The 15,027-nt window shown below is 61.1% G+C and carries 13 protein-coding genes and 1 riboswitch; of the genes, 8 read left to right on the top strand and 5 right to left on the bottom strand.

Annotated features, from left to right (window positions below; all coding sequences use genetic code 11):
- Positions 1-7: 7 nt before the first annotated feature.
- The 6 genes from AC4CWF_RS01120 (at position 8) to AC4CWF_RS01095 (ending at position 7,754) form a co-directional block, all read left to right on the top strand.
- Entirely contained in the window at positions 8-1,831 is a 1,824-nt protein-coding gene (locus AC4CWF_RS01120) for an ABC-F family ATP-binding cassette domain-containing protein (protein ID WP_491283310.1), read from the top strand.
- Positions 1,832-1,980: 149 nt separating this feature from the next.
- Positions 1,981-2,433 (top strand): response regulator, encoded by a 453-nt coding sequence (locus AC4CWF_RS01115; RefSeq protein ID WP_491283309.1) that lies wholly within the window; start codon positions 1,981-1,983, stop codon positions 2,431-2,433.
- A gap of 61 nt (positions 2,434-2,494) precedes the next feature.
- Positions 2,495-2,604: riboswitch (TPP riboswitch) on the top strand.
- A 42-nt stretch (positions 2,605-2,646) separates the two neighbouring features.
- Positions 2,647-3,660: a thiamine ABC transporter substrate binding subunit gene (gene thiB, locus AC4CWF_RS01110; RefSeq protein ID WP_491283308.1), complete on the top strand. Its 1,014-nt coding sequence runs from the start codon at positions 2,647-2,649 to the stop codon at positions 3,658-3,660.
- A gap of 3 nt (positions 3,661-3,663) precedes the next feature.
- Positions 3,664-5,280 carry a thiamine/thiamine pyrophosphate ABC transporter permease ThiP gene (locus tag AC4CWF_RS01105; protein ID WP_491283307.1) on the top strand — a complete coding sequence of 539 codons (1,617 nt, stop codon included), beginning with the start codon at positions 3,664-3,666 and terminating at the stop codon, positions 5,278-5,280.
- Positions 5,277-5,936: a thiamine ABC transporter ATP-binding protein gene (locus AC4CWF_RS01100; RefSeq protein ID WP_491283306.1), complete on the top strand. Its 660-nt coding sequence runs from the start codon at positions 5,277-5,279 to the stop codon at positions 5,934-5,936. Before AC4CWF_RS01105 ends, AC4CWF_RS01100 begins: the two co-directional genes overlap by 4 nt.
- Positions 5,937-6,212: 276 nt before the next feature.
- Positions 6,213-7,754 (top strand): M48 family metalloprotease, encoded by a 1,542-nt coding sequence (locus tag AC4CWF_RS01095; RefSeq protein ID WP_491283305.1) that lies wholly within the window; start codon positions 6,213-6,215, stop codon positions 7,752-7,754.
- A 19-nt stretch (positions 7,755-7,773) separates the two neighbouring features.
- Here AC4CWF_RS01095 and AC4CWF_RS01090 read toward each other — a convergent pair whose 3' ends face one another.
- The 5 genes from AC4CWF_RS01090 to AC4CWF_RS01070 form a co-directional block, all read right to left on the bottom strand.
- Positions 7,774-8,637: an RNA polymerase factor sigma-32 gene (locus AC4CWF_RS01090; RefSeq protein WP_491283304.1), complete on the bottom strand. Its 864-nt coding sequence runs from the start codon at positions 8,635-8,637 to the stop codon at positions 7,774-7,776.
- A gap of 295 nt (positions 8,638-8,932) precedes the next feature.
- Positions 8,933-9,505: a CarD family transcriptional regulator gene (locus tag AC4CWF_RS01085; protein WP_491283303.1), complete on the bottom strand. Its 573-nt coding sequence runs from the start codon at positions 9,503-9,505 to the stop codon at positions 8,933-8,935.
- A 361-nt stretch (positions 9,506-9,866) separates the two neighbouring features.
- On the bottom strand, positions 9,867-10,205 hold the full coding sequence (gene fdxA / locus AC4CWF_RS01080; RefSeq protein ID WP_491283302.1) for a ferredoxin FdxA: 339 nt from the start codon (positions 10,203-10,205) through the stop codon (positions 9,867-9,869).
- Between the two features lie 294 nt (positions 10,206-10,499).
- Positions 10,500-10,838, bottom strand: coding sequence for an RNA-binding S4 domain-containing protein (locus AC4CWF_RS01075; RefSeq protein WP_491283301.1), 339 nt, complete (start codon positions 10,836-10,838; stop codon positions 10,500-10,502).
- 2 nt (positions 10,839-10,840) lie between these two features.
- A complete protein-coding gene (locus AC4CWF_RS01070) occupies positions 10,841-14,044 on the bottom strand; it encodes a helicase-related protein (protein WP_491285132.1) in 3,204 nt (1,067 codons plus the stop codon).
- 419 nt (positions 14,045-14,463) lie between these two features.
- Here AC4CWF_RS01070 and AC4CWF_RS01065 point away from each other — a divergent pair, with 419 nt between their 5' ends.
- Positions 14,464-14,670: a hypothetical protein gene (locus AC4CWF_RS01065; RefSeq protein ID WP_491283300.1), complete on the top strand. Its 207-nt coding sequence runs from the start codon at positions 14,464-14,466 to the stop codon at positions 14,668-14,670.
- Positions 14,671-14,836: 166 nt separating this feature from the next.
- On the top strand, positions 14,837-14,992 hold the full coding sequence (locus AC4CWF_RS01060; protein WP_491283299.1) for a DUF3309 family protein: 156 nt from the start codon (positions 14,837-14,839) through the stop codon (positions 14,990-14,992).
- Positions 14,993-15,027: the final 35 nt, after the last annotated feature.

Here is a 15,027-nt window from a genome sequence, read left to right as displayed (position 1 = left end):
GAACCAGATGGCACCCCCGATTCTCAAGCTCGACGACATTTATCTGAGTTTTGGCGGCGCGCCGCTGCTCAATGGCGCCAATTTTCAGGTGGAGCCGGGCGACCGCATCTGCCTTGTCGGGCGCAACGGCTCGGGCAAGTCGACGCTGATGAAGATTGCCGCAGGCCTTGTCGAGGCGCAATCCGGCGAGGTTTTTCGCCATCCGTCCTCGACCATCCGCTATCTTGAACAGGCGCCGGATTTCGGCAGCCACACCACCGTTCAAGCCTATGCCGAAGCGGGGCTTGGCCCCGGTGACGATCCCTACCGGGTGACCTATCTTCTCGAGCATCTTGGCCTCTCCGGCCAGGAGGATCCCGCGCGCCTCTCCGGCGGCGAAGCCCGCCGCGCAGCGCTTGCGCGCGTGATGGCGCCGGAGCCGGATATCCTGATGCTGGACGAGCCGACCAACCATCTCGATCTTCCCACCATCGAATGGCTGGAAGGCGAATTGCAGAAAACGCGAAGCGCCCTTGTGGTCATCTCGCACGACAGGCGTTTTCTCGAAAAGGTCTCCACCGCCACCGTCTGGCTCGATCGCGGCCTGTCGCGGCGCCTGGCGCGCGGTTTTGCCTTCTTCGAGGAATGGCGCGACAAGGTGCTGGAAGAAGAAGAGCTTGAACAGCACAAACTCGGCAAGCAGATCGAGCGCGAGGAACACTGGCTGCGTTATGGCGTGACCGCAAGGCGCAAGCGCAACATGCGCCGCCTTGGCAACCTGCAGAGCCTGCGCGCCGATTACCGTGGCCACAAGGGGCCGCAGGGCAGTATTCAGGCATCGGCCACCGAAGGTAAGGAGAGCGGCAAGCTCGTCATCGAAGCCGAAGGTATTACCAAGCGTTATGGCGACCGCCAGATCGTGGCGCCGTTTTCGATCCGCGTCCATCGCGGCGACCGGATCGGCCTTGTCGGCCCCAATGGTGCGGGCAAAACGACGCTTCTGAAGATGCTGACCGGCCAGCTGGAGCAGGATGAGGGCACGATCAAGCTCGGCACCAATCTGGAGATCGCCACGCTTGACCAGAAGCGCGAGGACCTGAACCTTGAGGATACGCTGAGCCATTACCTCACCGACGGGCGTGGCGAGAGCCTGCTGGTGAACGGCGAGCAGCGCCATGTGGCCGGCTATATGAAGGATTTCCTGTTCCAGCCGGAGCAGATGCGCACGCCGATCAAGAACCTCTCCGGTGGCGAGCGCGCGCGCCTGATGCTGGCCCGCATGATGGCAAAGCCCTCCAACCTTCTGATCCTCGACGAACCCACCAACGACCTCGATATCGAGACGCTGGATCTGTTGCAGGAAATCGTTGCCGGCTATAACGGCACCGTCATCCTTGTGAGCCACGACCGTGACTTCCTTGACCGCACCGTTACCTCCACCATTGCACCGGCAACGCCCGAGGCGCCGGATGGACGCTGGATCGAATATGCCGGCGGCTATACGGACATGATGGCGCAGCGCAAGGGCGTGCTGGACGAGAAGCGCCGGGCGGAAAAGGCCCGCACCGAAGCAGCCGGTCCTTCGCAAACCTCGACGGACGCGCCGAAGAACAAGGCAAAGCTGTCCTTCAAGCAGAAATTCGCGCTGGAAAACCTGCCAAAGGAAATGGCAAAGATCGAAGCTGACATTGCCGCCCGCGAAAAAACGATGGCTGACCCGAACCTGTTTTCCAAGGACGCCGCCGCCTTCAACCGCATCGCCGCGGAATTGGAGAAGCTGCGGGAAAGGCTTGCGAAAATGGAAGAGGAATGGCTGGAACTTGAAATGCTGCGCGAGGAGCTTGAAGGCTGATCTTAATCTATTCTTAAGTTTAACAAAGTCTTAGCGCCAAGAAATATCGTCAGATCCCGGAACAATTCCCAAAACGGCACGTTCGATCGATCACAAGGCTTTCATGACTGTTCGAGAGCCCTGCGTACCGATCAACAAAGGGAAATCCCATGTCGGCATCTGTAGTGCGTCGTCGGCTGGCAAATGCAGCCATGAAACAAAGAGTATTGATCGTCGAGGACGAGTTTCTGATTGCCCTCGACATGGCAGATACAATCGAAGGCATGGGGTTGACCGTCAGCGGATTTGCAAGCGGACGCGCTCATGCCCTTGCCCATGCACCCTATATCGATATCGCGCTCGTCGACGTCAATCTGTCGGATGGCGCGACCGGTCCGTCCATCGGTCGTGAGCTGTCGGAGCGCTACGGGGTGACAGTGATCTTCATGACGGCCAATCCCGAGCAGTTGCGGTGCGACATCGGCCGCGCGCTTGGCGTGCTGACCAAACCCGTCATGCCACATGTCGTTGAGCAATCGGTGGATTATGCCATTGCCAACCGCCTCGGCGGCATTGCTGCCGTTCCGCGCGAGTTGCAGGTGTTTCCGCAGGCCGCCGCCTGATCGTAACGGGTCGTGATGTTCGTACGACTTGCCAAGCCTCTTTCGCACCGCTAAATCTTCGCCTGCTCTAACGGGGTGCCATAGCTGCAAGGCTTGGCTGAGAGACGGAAACGTCAACCCGCGGAACCTGATCCGGCTAACACCGGCGGAGGGATTAGACGGCTCGCATCCAGCGCCTGTTCTCCCTGTGTTGATCAAACGAAGGAGGCGCCGATGCGCATATTGCTGTCCACCACATTTGCGGTGATTGCCGCGCTCGGATTGTCGCTGCCCGCTTCGGCTGCGGAGAAAAAGACGCTGACCGTCTATACCTATGAAAGCTTCGTGTCCGACTGGGGGCCCGGCCCCAAGGTCAAGGCCGCCTTCGAAAACACATGCGATTGCACGGTAAACTTTGTCGCCGTGGCCGATGGCGTGGCGCTTTTGACCCGCCTCAAGCTTGAGGGCGCCTCTTCCGAGGCGGATGTGGCGCTGGGTCTCGATACCAATCTCATCCAGGAAGCCAAGGACACCGGCCTGTTCGACGCTCATGGCATCGACACCAACGCCGCATCCATTCCCGGCGGCTTTTCCGATGATACGTTCGTGCCCTATGATTACGGGCATTTTGCCGTGGTCTATGACACTGACACGATCAAGAACCCGCCGAAGAGCCTGAAGGACCTGGTCGAAGGCGATCCGTCGCAGAAGATCGCCATCGAGGATCCGCGCACGTCCACGCCGGGGCTTGGCCTGCTGCTCTGGGTCAAGTCGGTCTATGGCGATGAGGCACCGCAGGCCTGGGCAAAGCTGAAGAACCGCATTCTGACCGTCACGCCCGGCTGGTCGGAGGCCTATGGCCTGTTTACCAAGGGCGAGGCACCGATGGTGTTTTCCTATGTCACCTCGCCTGCCTACCATATGATGGAGGAAAAGACGGAGCGTTATCAGGCAGCGGCGTTTTCCGAAGGCCATTATATCCAGATCGAAGTGTCCGGTCGTCTGAAGGCCTCCAAAAACCCTGAGCTTGCGCAGAAATTCCTCTCCTTCACCCTGTCGCCGGACTTTCAGGCGATCATTCCGACCACCAACTGGATGATGCCCGCCGCCAAGCCCGCAGAGCCGCTACCTCCAGTGTTTTCCAAGCTGGTGCAGCCGGCAAAGACTTATCTGATGAGCCCTGAGGAAGTGGCAAAGAACCGCGATGCCTGGATCCGCGAATGGCTTGGCGCCATGAGCATGAACTGATCGATGCTGAGCCACGCGCAACGGCGGCAGGCATTGGCGGCAGGCGCGACAAGCCTTGCCGGCGTGGCGCTTTTTGTCGTGCTGCCAGTGACGGCCTTGCTGTCGACCGCGCCCGCCTCCTCGTCGCAAGGCGGCTTTTTTGACGGCTATACGGCAAGCCTTCTGCGCTTCACGCTTCTGCAGGCCGGTCTGTCGGCGTTTCTCTCCATTCTTCTCGCCATGCCGGTGGCGCTGGCTCTTGCACGGCGGCCGGCCTTTCCTCTGCGCATCTGGATTGTCAGGCTGATGGCCGTGCCGATGGGCCTGCCGGTTCTGATCGGTGCGCTCGGCCTCATCGGCATTTTTGGCCGCCAGGGCTTGTTCAACCGGTTGCTGGCATTTGCCGGCGTGGAACAGCCGGTCAGCATCTACGGTCTCTCGGGCATCCTGATTGCGCATGTATTCTTCAACCTGCCGCTGGCCTGCCGGCTGATGCTTTCAGGGCTGGAAAGACTGCCGGCTGAATATTGGCGGCTCTCGGCAAGCCTTGGCATGCGCCCGTTCTCCATCTTCCGCTTCATTGAGGGACCGGCGCTCGCCCGCGTCATTCCAGGCGCTGCCGGCCTCGTTTTCATGCTCTGCGCCACCAGTTTCACGCTGGTTCTGGTGCTGGGCGGCGGGCCGGCGGCGACCACGCTGGAAGTGGCGATCTATCAGTCGCTGCGTTTCGATTTCAATCCGGCGCGCGCCGTTGCGCTTTCGCTCCTGCAGATCGGCCTGACGGCCGTGGTGCTCTTCATCATCAGCCGGCTTCCGCCCGCAGACATCGCAGGCGTCGGCGAAGGACGCGCCAGCCACCGTTTTGACGGACGCAGCCTTCTGGCAAGGTTTTACGATGCCGGCATCATTGCAGCGGCGACGCTGTTTCTTGTGCTGCCGCTCGGTGCCGTTGTCGTTGCGGGGCTGAAGGCCGATCTGTTGAAACTGGTCACCATGCCGGCCTTCCGGCAGGCGGCATTTACCAGCCTTGCCATTGCGATCTCGGCCGGTCTGCTCTCCATCCTCGTATCGCTCGGCATTATCGCCGCGCGTGCAGCCATTGCCGATATGAGACACCCGCCCCGCCCCCTCAAGGCCTTTTCCGCAGCACTTTCGGGCATGTCTTCGCTGGTGCTTCTGGTGCCGCCGGTGGTGCTGGGCACCGGCTGGTTCCTGTTGATCCGGCCGCATGCCGATGTCACCCGCGCCGCGCCGCTGCTGATTGCTGCCATCAACATGCTGATGGCGCTACCCTTCGTCATGCGGGTTCTGGCGCCGGCTTTTGAGACCCATGCCGCACGCACCGGCCGGCTTGGCGCAAGCCTTGGCCTCTCAGGCTTTTCACGCTTCCGGTTGATCGACTGGCCGGTGCTTGCCCGCCCGCTCATGATGGCGCTGTCCTTTGCCATGGCGCTGTCGCTCGGGGATCTGGGAGCGGTCGCCCTCTTCGGCTCGCAGGAACTCACCACACTGCCCTATCTCGTCTATAGCCGGCTTGGCAGCTACCGGACGAATGACGCCGATGGTCTGGCGCTGATTCTGGGCGTGATCTGCCTGGCCCTCACCGCCCTTGGTACCGCCGGCCACCGGAGGCAGGCATGACGCTGAGCGACACATCTTCCGCGGCCGTGGAATTTCGCGATGTCAGGCTGTCGCTCGGAACGGCCCGTTTTCATTTCGACTGCCGGATCGAGACCGGACGCATCACCGCCGTCACCGGACCGTCGGGATCCGGCAAATCGACGCTGCTCAATCTTGTCGCCGGCTTCGAGACGCCGGACAGCGGTCGGGTGCTTTTGTCGGGCAAGGACATGTCTGGGGTGCATCCGGGGCAGCGGCCGTTATCGCTGGTCTTTCAGGACAACAACCTGTTTGCCCATCTCGATCTTTTCACCAATGTCGGGCTTGGCATCCATCCGGCGCTGAAGCTCTCGCCGGGCGATCGGCGCGCGGTGTCGGATGCGCTGCAACGGGTAGGCCTTGCCGGATACGAGACGCGAAAGCCCGGCACGCTCTCTGGCGGCGAGCGGCAAAGGGCAGCCTTTGCGCGGGCGCTGGTGCGCAAACGCCCGCTCCTTCTCCTGGATGAGCCGTTTGCCGCTCTCGATCCCGCCCTTCGGCTTTCCATGGCAGACCTGCTGCTGGACCTGCACCGCGAAAGCCGCAACACGATCCTGATCGTCACCCATGACCGGGACGAGGTGGCGCGGTTGGCCGACTGCGTGCTCTCGGTGGAAAACGGCGCTATTCATCCGTAGGCCGGCCCCCGGGAATATCCGGCTTACACGCGACAATCGTATCAGCAAATTTGACAGCCCGTCATAAAGCGTCAATCAATTCGCCACATTTTAGACGTGCGGCAGTGCGATGCCGCAATGCGAAAGAGGGCTGGAATGATTGTCTGTGAGCGCTTGTGTTCTATCTGAAGAGAGGACAAAACGAGAATCACGCGCAATTGCCCCACCCGCAGCGAACGCAGACCAGAGCGGCAGGGGCAAAGGCCGCACGATGCGCCGGATGGCGGGCTTGGACGAATGACGGTTCCAACTGAACGGACGACGATGACAGCGCTGGACCCGGCTTGCAGGAAACGTGCAGGCCAGGGGGCGCGTGGGATACGCGCCCTTGCCGCACTGTTGGCCGCAGCAACGCTTCTCTCGGGCTGCCAGTCGGTGATCGACCAGACCTATCAGGCCAATGTGAAACCCTCGGCCAATCCGCAGATCGTCGATGAGGTGCAGAAGAACGATCCGCGCGCCCAGATGGGCGCCCGCGAGCATCCGCGCATCGTTGCAAGTTATGGCGGCCAGTATCACGATGCCAAGACGGAACGGCTGGTCGCGCGCATTGCCGGCGCGCTCACTGCCGTCTCGGAAAATCCCAACCAGTCCTATCGCATCACCATCCTGAATTCGCCTGCCATCAACGCGTTTGCGCTGCCCGGCGGTTATCTCTACGTGACACGCGGCCTGCTGGCGCTTGCCAATGATGCTTCGGAAGTGGCCGCCGTTCTCAGCCACGAAATGGCGCATGTCACGGCCAATCACGGCATCGAGCGCCAGAAGCGCGAGGAAGCCGAAGTAATTGCCAGCCGTGTGGTGGCCGAGGTTCTCTCGAGCGATCTGGCCGGCAAACAGGCGCTGGCGCGCGGCAAACTGCGGCTTGCCGCCTTCTCCCGCCAGCAGGAACTACAGGCAGACGTGATCGGCGTGCGCATGCTCGGCGAAGCCGGTTATGATCCCTATGCGGCAGCCCGTTTTCTCGATTCCATGTCGGCCTATGCGCGTTATTCATCCGCTGACCCGGATACAGACCAGAGCCTCGACTTTCTCTCCAGCCATCCAAACGCTCCGCAGCGTGTGGAGCTTGCCCGCCAGCACGCCCGTGCCTTCGGCCAGGAAGGCACCGTGGGCGACAAGGGCCGCGACTATTATCTCACCGGTATAGACGGCCTTCTTTATGGCGACAGCCCGGAAGAGGGTTATGTGCGCAACGAAACCTTCCTCCATGCGGGCCTTGGCATCCGTTTCGACGTGCCGGAAGGTTTTCGCATCGACAACAAGGTGGAAGCGGTTCTTGCGACCGGGCCTGACGAGACCGCCATCCGCTTTGATGGCGTGCAGGCGACCGATGCGAACCAGAGCCTTTCGAACTACCTGACGAGTGGCTGGGTGGCTGGGCTTCAGCCGGAAACCGTGCGGGAAACCACGATCAACGGTCTGCCGGCGGCAACCGCGCGCGCATCGGCCGAACGCTGGGATTTCGACGTCACCGTTATCAGGCTCGACAAGCAGCTGTTCCGTTTCCTCACGGCCGTGCCGAAGGGCAGCACATCGCTTGAGGCAACCGCCGACACCATGCGGCGCACCTTCCGGCGCATGACGCCGCAGGAGGCTGCCGAGTTGCGGCCGCTTCGCGTGCGGGTCGTCACCGTGCAGCCGGGCGACAATATCACCACCATGGCTGCCCGCATGATGGGCACCGATCGTAAGCTCGATATGTTCAAGATGATCAATGCGCTGCCAACAGGCGCGTCGATCCTGCCCGGCCAGCGGGTCAAGATCATTTCCGAATAGGGTTCGAGGTGGGCCTGCCTCAGCAGGCCTCTGCCATTTGCGGATTGTTGGTAACCAGAGCCGATTTCAGCTTTTCGATCGCCCGGCTTTCGATCTGGCGCACGCGTTCCTTGGAAATCCCAAGTTCGGCACCCAGCGCTTCCAGCGTTGCCCCGTCATCGGTCAGGCGGCGGGCGCGAATAATCTTCTTTTCGCGCTCATTGAGCTTGGTGAGAGCCCCCTGCAGCCATTTCAGGCGGCGTTCGCCATCAATCATGAACGAGACCTGCTCATCCGGCAGCGGTTCTGCACTTTCTAGCATGTCGAGCCGTTCGCCACTGTCATTGTCGCCGGCAATAGAGGGCGCCTGCAGCGAGGCATCATTGCCGGACAGGCGGGCATCCATGGTCTGCACGTCGGCGAGGCTGACGCCAAGGGCAGTTGCGATCTCCTCATGAATATCCTGGGCAGTCTTGGTATTGCCGCCGCGCGCAAGCTTGGCGCGCAGCCGGCGCAGGTTAAAGAACAGCGCCTTCTGGGCAGAACTGGTGCCGCCCCGGACAATCGACCAGTTGCGCAGGATATAGTCCTGCATGGAGGCGCGGATCCACCAGCTGGCATAGGTCGAAAATCGCACATCGCGTGACGGTTCAAACCTTGCCGCCGCTTCCAGCAGCCCTACATAACCTTCTTGTACAAGGTCACTCATCGGCAGGCCGAAGCCGCGGAACTTGGAGGCCATGGCGATAACGAGACGCATATGGGCAAGCGCGATCTGGTTGCGGGCATCCCGGTCCTGACCGTCTTTCCAGCGCACGGCGAGATTGCGCTCTTCCTCGCGCGCCAGATAAGGCGCAGCCATGGCGATCTTGATCATATTGCGGTCTGCGGACATGGCGTTCATTGCGCTCTCCATGAAACTGTTTGACCAGACAAAGGCGCATGGACCCCAGAACCTTCCACCTCTTGCGGCCAGAAGACCGGTCGGGCGGACAGCATCAGCGGCATGCCTCTTTGCTCCCCTCGTTCAACTCAGGTGGAGAGGGCGCAGCCCTTCCCCTGTCTCGACACGGCAAAGGCAGCTTCAAGAGGCCGCATTTTTCGCCGTACCGGCGGGTGAACGCGTGCACGGTCAAAAAGTTCCAACAAAAAACCCGGCTTTCGCCGGGCTTTTTCAGGTGAGTGCAGGATGAAACCGCTCAGGCGGCTTCTTCTTCGTGCGAATCTTCCTCGTCGAGAACCTTGCTGCGCTTCGGCCCCTTGGCGAGGTTGGCTTCGATCAGGCGAACCGATTCCGTATCCGACATCTTGTTGACGGCTGCGATTTCGCGCGCCATGCGATCAAGGGCAGCCTCATAAAGCTGGCGCTCGGAATAGGATTGCTCCGGCTGATTTTCGGCACGGTAAAGATCGCGCACGACTTCAGCGATCGAGATCAGGTCGCCGGAATTGATCTTGGCATCATATTCCTGTGCGCGACGCGACCACATGGTACGCTTGACGCGGGCCTTGCCCTGGACAACCTTCAAGGCACGCTCGACGAAGTCGGTTTCGGACAGCTTGCGCATGCCGATGCTGACGGCCTTGGCGACCGGCACCTTGAGGCGCATCTTGTCCTTCTCGAAATCGATCACGAACAGTTCGAGCTTCATACCAGCCACTTCCTGTTCTTCGATGGCCGTGATAGTGCCCACTCCATGCGCCGGGTAAACGATCGCTTCACCGGTCTTGAAACCATGGCGCGCTGAAGATTTTTTCTGCTGGGTCGTCATTCGTTTAACAAACTCCCTGTTACGCACCCGGTCTTCCGGGACCGGGGCCGGGTCAGTCAGGCCCGGATGAGACGGGGGAACCGTCGGTGACTCCATACTGGTCCAACGAACGCGCACAAAAACAACACCTGATCGCGGACGGCGACGACAAATCCAAAGCTGGTTATGTCACGGGAACCGCGGCGGGTGCTCTGTTGCTTTCGTGATGTTTTTGGGCACGCGAGTGCCACTTTGTGGAACAGTTCTTGATGTCTACCACAAATATGGGAGGAAATCAATGATTTGCTTTCGCAGATGCACAGACGCAACGGTCGCGTCCATGCCTAATCGTTAAGCAATCGCAAAAATGGCGGCCCTGAGTTCAATCGCCCTTGCCCGGTTCCGGCGAGAAATACTGCTCGAACTTGTTCTCGACGCCGTCCATTTCCTTGGCCTCGTCCATCGCGTCCCGCTTGACGGTGATGTTGGGCCAGACCTGCGCATATTCGGCATTGACCTTCAACCACTTGTCGAGACCCGGCTCGGTATCCGGCTTGATGGCTTCTGCGGGACATTCCGGCTCACAGACGCCGCAGTCGATGCATTCGTCGGGGTGGATGACCAGGAAGTTCTCACCCTCATAGAAACAGTCGACCGGGCACACTTCGACGCAGTCGGTGTATTTGCAACGGATACAATTGTCGGTCACGACATACGTCATGAGGCACTCCAGTGATATCACGGTTCGTCGACATCAGCGGTGGGAGACGCCTGCCGACCGGGCGGAGCCGGATCATGGCCAAGCATACGAAAACGCGTGGCGTTCCCTCGCATGCGGCCCCAGCTTTTCTCCTGTGACTAATGGCTTTGATGCGGCTTAGCAAGAATAAACAATCTCGCAAATGCCGGCAAAAGAGATGGTTTATCCAATCTCGGCAAGCATCGCTCAGGCATCCGAGACCGGACGCGGCAGAACTGCAGAAAACGGCAGGGCAAGACCCAGGCGCTTGCTGCCTCACCTCCCGCCGGGCGGCTTTCGAAGCGCTCGCTCAAAGGGGGTGAGCGGCGCCTGCTGCGGCGTGATGTCCTCGTAAAGCAGACGGGCGGCACTGGCAGGTCCGCGACGTTCTGCAAAATCGCGCACGATCAGCACCACGTCACGCCGTTCCAGACGGATCTCGATGCGGTCTCCGGCCTTTACCGGCCGGCCCGGCTGGGTAACGGCATGGCCGTTGATCCCGACCAGCCCCGCCTCGACAAGATCCTGCGCAAGGCTGCGGGATTTTGTCAGTCGTGCGAAAAAAAGCCACTTGTCGATGCGCTGACGCTGCTCTTCAAGTGGCTTTTCCGGCATGGCTACTTCTTCATCTGCTCCTTGAGAGCAGCAAGCTTGGCGAAGGGCGAATCCGGATCGATCGGTTTCTCCTTGCGCGGTGGCTTCGCCTCAAACCGGGCGGGCTGCGCCGATTTGCCGCGGTCATTGCGATCACCCCGATCCTGACGGTCGGGACGGTCGCCGCGCGGCGGACGATCACCACCCTTGCCGTCCGGACGGCGGTCACCACGGTTTGCGCCACCCCGGTTCGGCTGTGCGCCGTCGCGGTTCGGCTGTGCGCCCTGTTCCGGACGCTCGCCGCCGCCACGACGGTTGTCGCGACGACCTTCGCCGGTGCGTGCTTCACCCGTGCGTGCTTCGCCGGCATTGGCGTTGTTGCGATTGCCCTGGCGGCGATCACCCTGCGGACGGCCGGTGCGCTGGTTTTCGCTGCGGCCACCACCGGGACGCCACAGAAGAACAGGCTTTGCCTCTTCAACGGCTGCAGGTTCACCGGCAGTCTCGGCTGCGGTTTCCACCGCTGCCGCAGGCGCCTCATCGGCGGCAGCAGTCCCGGTTTCGTCAGCGGATGCGGTCTCGTCTGCGGAAGCTGTTTCAGCAACAACCGGCGTTTCAGCCGGGCTGGCAGCGACGCTCTCCCCGGATGCCTCGGCAGGTGCTGCAGCCTCTTCCGTTGCGGCATCGGCGTCGTCGCCTTCGGAGGCTCCGTCAGCGCCGGTCTGTTCGGCGCCAGACTGTTCAGCGGCAGCGGACGTCGCCGGCTGCTGGCTTGCCAGATAGGCCTGCGCCTCTTCCGGCTTCACGGCATCGGCGCGGTAACCGAGGCCCTTCAGGATTTCTTCCATATCATCAGGCGTTGCGCCGAGAATGGAGAGCATGGCGGTTGTCGTGGTGAAACGGCGGCCGTCATAAGCGCCTTCGGGACGCGCGGTCGAACCCGGCTTCCACTGCAGGAGCGGACGGATGAGATCGGCGAGGCGCTCGAGAATATCGACGCGCACGGCGCGCTTGCCGAGGAAACGGAAACCGGCCAGCTTGTAGAAATTGCGCTCGAAGGTCGGATCGGTGACCACAGACGTGCGGCCGGCGGCCAGCGCCGGAATGAGGTCGCCGTAACCGGGCTTGTCGAGGCCGTCGTTCTTCAACGCCCAGAGGAGCGTGATCAGTTCGGCCGGCGCCGGCTTCAGAAGTGCCGGCATGAAGATGTGGTAGGCGCCAAAGCGGATGCCGTAACGGCGCATCGAAGCGCGCGCATCCTGATCGAGCGTCTTGACGTCGTCTGCCACATCACGACGGAACAGCACGCCGAGATTTTCGACCAGCTGGAAAGCGAGGCCCTTGGCAAGGCCCTGCAGGTCTTCGGCGCGCGAGAGATCGTCGAGCGGCTTCAGCACCGTTGCAATATGATGGTTGACGTAGCGTTCCAGGCGCGCGGCCACATGGTCACGTGCATTGCCGGTCAACTGTTCATCGGCAAGCATAATGAGGCGCGGATGCATGATGTGATCGGCCGCAGCGAGACGGGCGACGGGGTCACCCAGCCAACGCACCGTGCCATCGGACCCGACGACGAGGTCGCTGTTGCCGCAGGCATAAAGACGCGCAGCGCGCGCCTCGAATTCCAGCGCCAGCGCCTTCTGCGCTGCCCCCTGCACCGCCTTCGCATCCGGACCTTCGGTCCCGGAGACGGGCGTAAACCGGAAACCGGCTAATTGACCGACGTGGTGTCCCTCGACGAAGACATCCCCATTCACACTGATTTCAGCTTCCAGCATCGCATTCTCTCTCAGGCGCTTCATGAGCACAGATGTCCTGCGATCAACAAAGCGTTTCGTCAACCTTTCATGTAGCGCGTCCGACAACCTGTCCTCGATTTCTCGCGTCTTTTCTTGCCAGTGTGTCGGATGCGCCAGCCAACCCGGACGGTTGGATACATAGGTCCAAGTTCTGATCTGGGCGATACGCGCAGAAAGCGTATCGATTTCCCCATCGGTCCGATCGGCGCGTTGCACCTGCTCGGCCATAAAATCTTCGTTTACCGTGCCATGGCGCACCAGATCTGAAAACAGTGTGGAGATCAGATCGGCATGCTGAGCCGGTGTAATGCGGCGATAATCGGGAAGCGCGCAGGCTTCCCACAGTTTTTCCACTCGCTCTGGCGTTGTAGCAGCATCCCGGATTTCCGGGTAGCGGGCAAGATAATCCAGCGCCTGACTATCGGTTGCCGGCAGGGCTCGGGTCAGCCCCGCAATGACCGGCGCTATATCGAGACTCGCGCGCAAGTCGCGCAGCGAGGAAAAATCCAGCTGCTTGGAGCGCCACTGCAGCACCTTTACCTGGTCGAAGTGATGGCCCTCGATGCGCTCCACAAGCTCGTCGTCGAACGGTTGCACCTGGCCCGTCACGCCAAACGTGCCGTCCTTCAGGTGACGGCCGGCACGGCCGGCGATCTGGCCCATCTCTCCGGCATTCAGATTGCGGAACTGATAACCGTCGAACTTGCGATCCTGCGCAAAGGCAACGTGATCGACATCGAGGTTGAGGCCCATGCCGATCGCATCGGTCGCGACCAGATATTCCACATCGCCGGCCTGATAGAGGCCCACCTGCGCATTTCGCGTGCGGGGGCTGAGTGCGCCCAGCACCACCGCCGCCCCGCCGCGCTGACGCCGGATCAGTTCCGCGATCGCATAAACCTCGTCTGCCGAAAAGGCGACGATGGCCGTGCGCTGCGGCAGGCGGGTGATCTTCTTCTGGCCGGCATAAAACAATGTCGACAGGCGCGGACGCTCGACAACCGTGATGCCGGGCAACAGCTTTTCGAGGATGGGGCGCATAGTGCCGGCGCCAAGCAAAAGGGTTTCCTCGCGGCCACGCAAATGCAGAATGCGGTCGGTAAAAATATGTCCGCGTTCCAGATCGCCAGCGAGCTGCACCTCGTCGATAGCGACAAAGGCGGCCTTCGTCTCGCGCGGCATGGCTTCCACGGTACAGACGGAAAAGCGGGCATTGGGAGGAGAGATCTTTTCCTCGCCGGTGACGAGGGCCACATGTTTTGCGCCGACCTTTTCCACCACGCGCGTATAGACCTCGCGCGCCAGAAGGCGAAGCGGCAGGCCGATCACACCGGAACCATGCGCCACCATCCGCTCGATGGCGTAATGGGTCTTGCCGGTATTGGTCGGGCCGAGGACCGCGGTAACACCGCGACCGCTCAAGATCATGGGCTGGGAATTCAAAGCATTATCCGCGCATCGTGTCCGGATGCAGCTCGGCGGAGCGCATCCAGCGAACACATGGCGATCCCACGCGGATAAGGCAAGCCACAAGACGCCGCACTCTTCGTTTTGGGTCGAAATTCTTGGCGAAACGCCAATTTGTGCGCCATGACGTCGTTCAGGGCAGGAACACGCTGCGAACGAATCGGCGACGAATCGCGACTGGCGCCGATTCATCCTTTGTTCGCCTGCTGTTGACATTGCGAACCCCAGGATTGAGTGGCCGCCTGTCGCTTTGCTTGACAGCCGCCCATATCGGACGGATGGTCGAGCGCTGGCATCCGCTTGAGGCTGAAGCCGGCGCCAAAAAGTTCGCCGCGTGCTGCAAGTCCTGCCATTTTGCGAGGACCAGACGGAGTTTCGCCATGATGGCCGTCCTTAGACTTCTCCTCACCGTGATTGGTGTTCTCGCGATCCTCATGGGGGTCCTGTGGATGGCGCAGGGGACAGGCCTCTTCCCCTATCCGGCTGAAAGCTTCATGATCAACCAGACACCGTGGATCCTGCGTGGCGGCCTGCTGGCCGTTGCGGGCCTCGTCCTTGTCTGGGCTGCGCGCCGTTTCATCCGCTAACATTCCGAGCCATGCGCCTGTCGCCGTAGCATGCGGCAGTTTTCCCCTTTCGGATCGGGGATCAGGATTTCTGTTTGTCCGATCGCTTTGCAGCGCATGGAACAAAAAATGAAGATCCGCGTTTTCGTCGCACAATCAAATGCTTTTGTGCATCGGAGACCACCACATGCTCGGGACAATCCTGCTCGTTATCCTCGTCCTTCTTCTTCTCGGCGCGCTTCCCAACTGGGGCTACAGCCGGAGCTGGGGCTATGGGCCATCCGGCGGTCTTGGCCTCGTCGTGGTGATTTTGCTCATCCTGCTCCTGATGGGCAGAATCTAAGTTTCAAGAACCGTCGAACCGAATAAGGGAAGGAA

Source organism: Neorhizobium sp. PAMB6630 (assembly GCF_058242775.1).
Note: the sequence above shows the minus strand (reverse complement) of the source record. Positions and strands in the feature narration are given on the sequence as shown.

Coding starts and splice junctions, on each gene's coding strand:
- AC4CWF_RS01120 (WP_491283310.1), top strand. CDS start 8: ATGGCACCCCCGATTCTCAAGCTCGACGACATTTATCTGAGTTTTGGC.
- AC4CWF_RS01115 (WP_491283309.1), top strand. CDS start 1,981: ATGTCGGCATCTGTAGTGCGTCGTCGGCTGGCAAATGCAGCCATGAAA.
- thiB (WP_491283308.1), top strand. CDS start 2,647: ATGCGCATATTGCTGTCCACCACATTTGCGGTGATTGCCGCGCTCGGA.
- AC4CWF_RS01105 (WP_491283307.1), top strand. CDS start 3,664: ATGCTGAGCCACGCGCAACGGCGGCAGGCATTGGCGGCAGGCGCGACA.
- AC4CWF_RS01100 (WP_491283306.1), top strand. CDS start 5,277: ATGACGCTGAGCGACACATCTTCCGCGGCCGTGGAATTTCGCGATGTC.
- AC4CWF_RS01095 (WP_491283305.1), top strand. CDS start 6,213: ATGACGGTTCCAACTGAACGGACGACGATGACAGCGCTGGACCCGGCT.
- AC4CWF_RS01090 (WP_491283304.1), bottom strand. CDS start 8,637: ATGAACGCCATGTCCGCAGACCGCAATATGATCAAGATCGCCATGGCT.
- AC4CWF_RS01085 (WP_491283303.1), bottom strand. CDS start 9,505: ATGACGACCCAGCAGAAAAAATCTTCAGCGCGCCATGGTTTCAAGACC.
- fdxA (WP_491283302.1), bottom strand. CDS start 10,205: ATGACGTATGTCGTGACCGACAATTGTATCCGTTGCAAATACACCGAC.
- AC4CWF_RS01075 (WP_491283301.1), bottom strand. CDS start 10,838: ATGCCGGAAAAGCCACTTGAAGAGCAGCGTCAGCGCATCGACAAGTGG.
- AC4CWF_RS01070 (WP_491285132.1), bottom strand. CDS start 14,044: ATGATCTTGAGCGGTCGCGGTGTTACCGCGGTCCTCGGCCCGACCAAT.
- AC4CWF_RS01065 (WP_491283300.1), top strand. CDS start 14,464: ATGATGGCCGTCCTTAGACTTCTCCTCACCGTGATTGGTGTTCTCGCG.
- AC4CWF_RS01060 (WP_491283299.1), top strand. CDS start 14,837: ATGCTCGGGACAATCCTGCTCGTTATCCTCGTCCTTCTTCTTCTCGGC.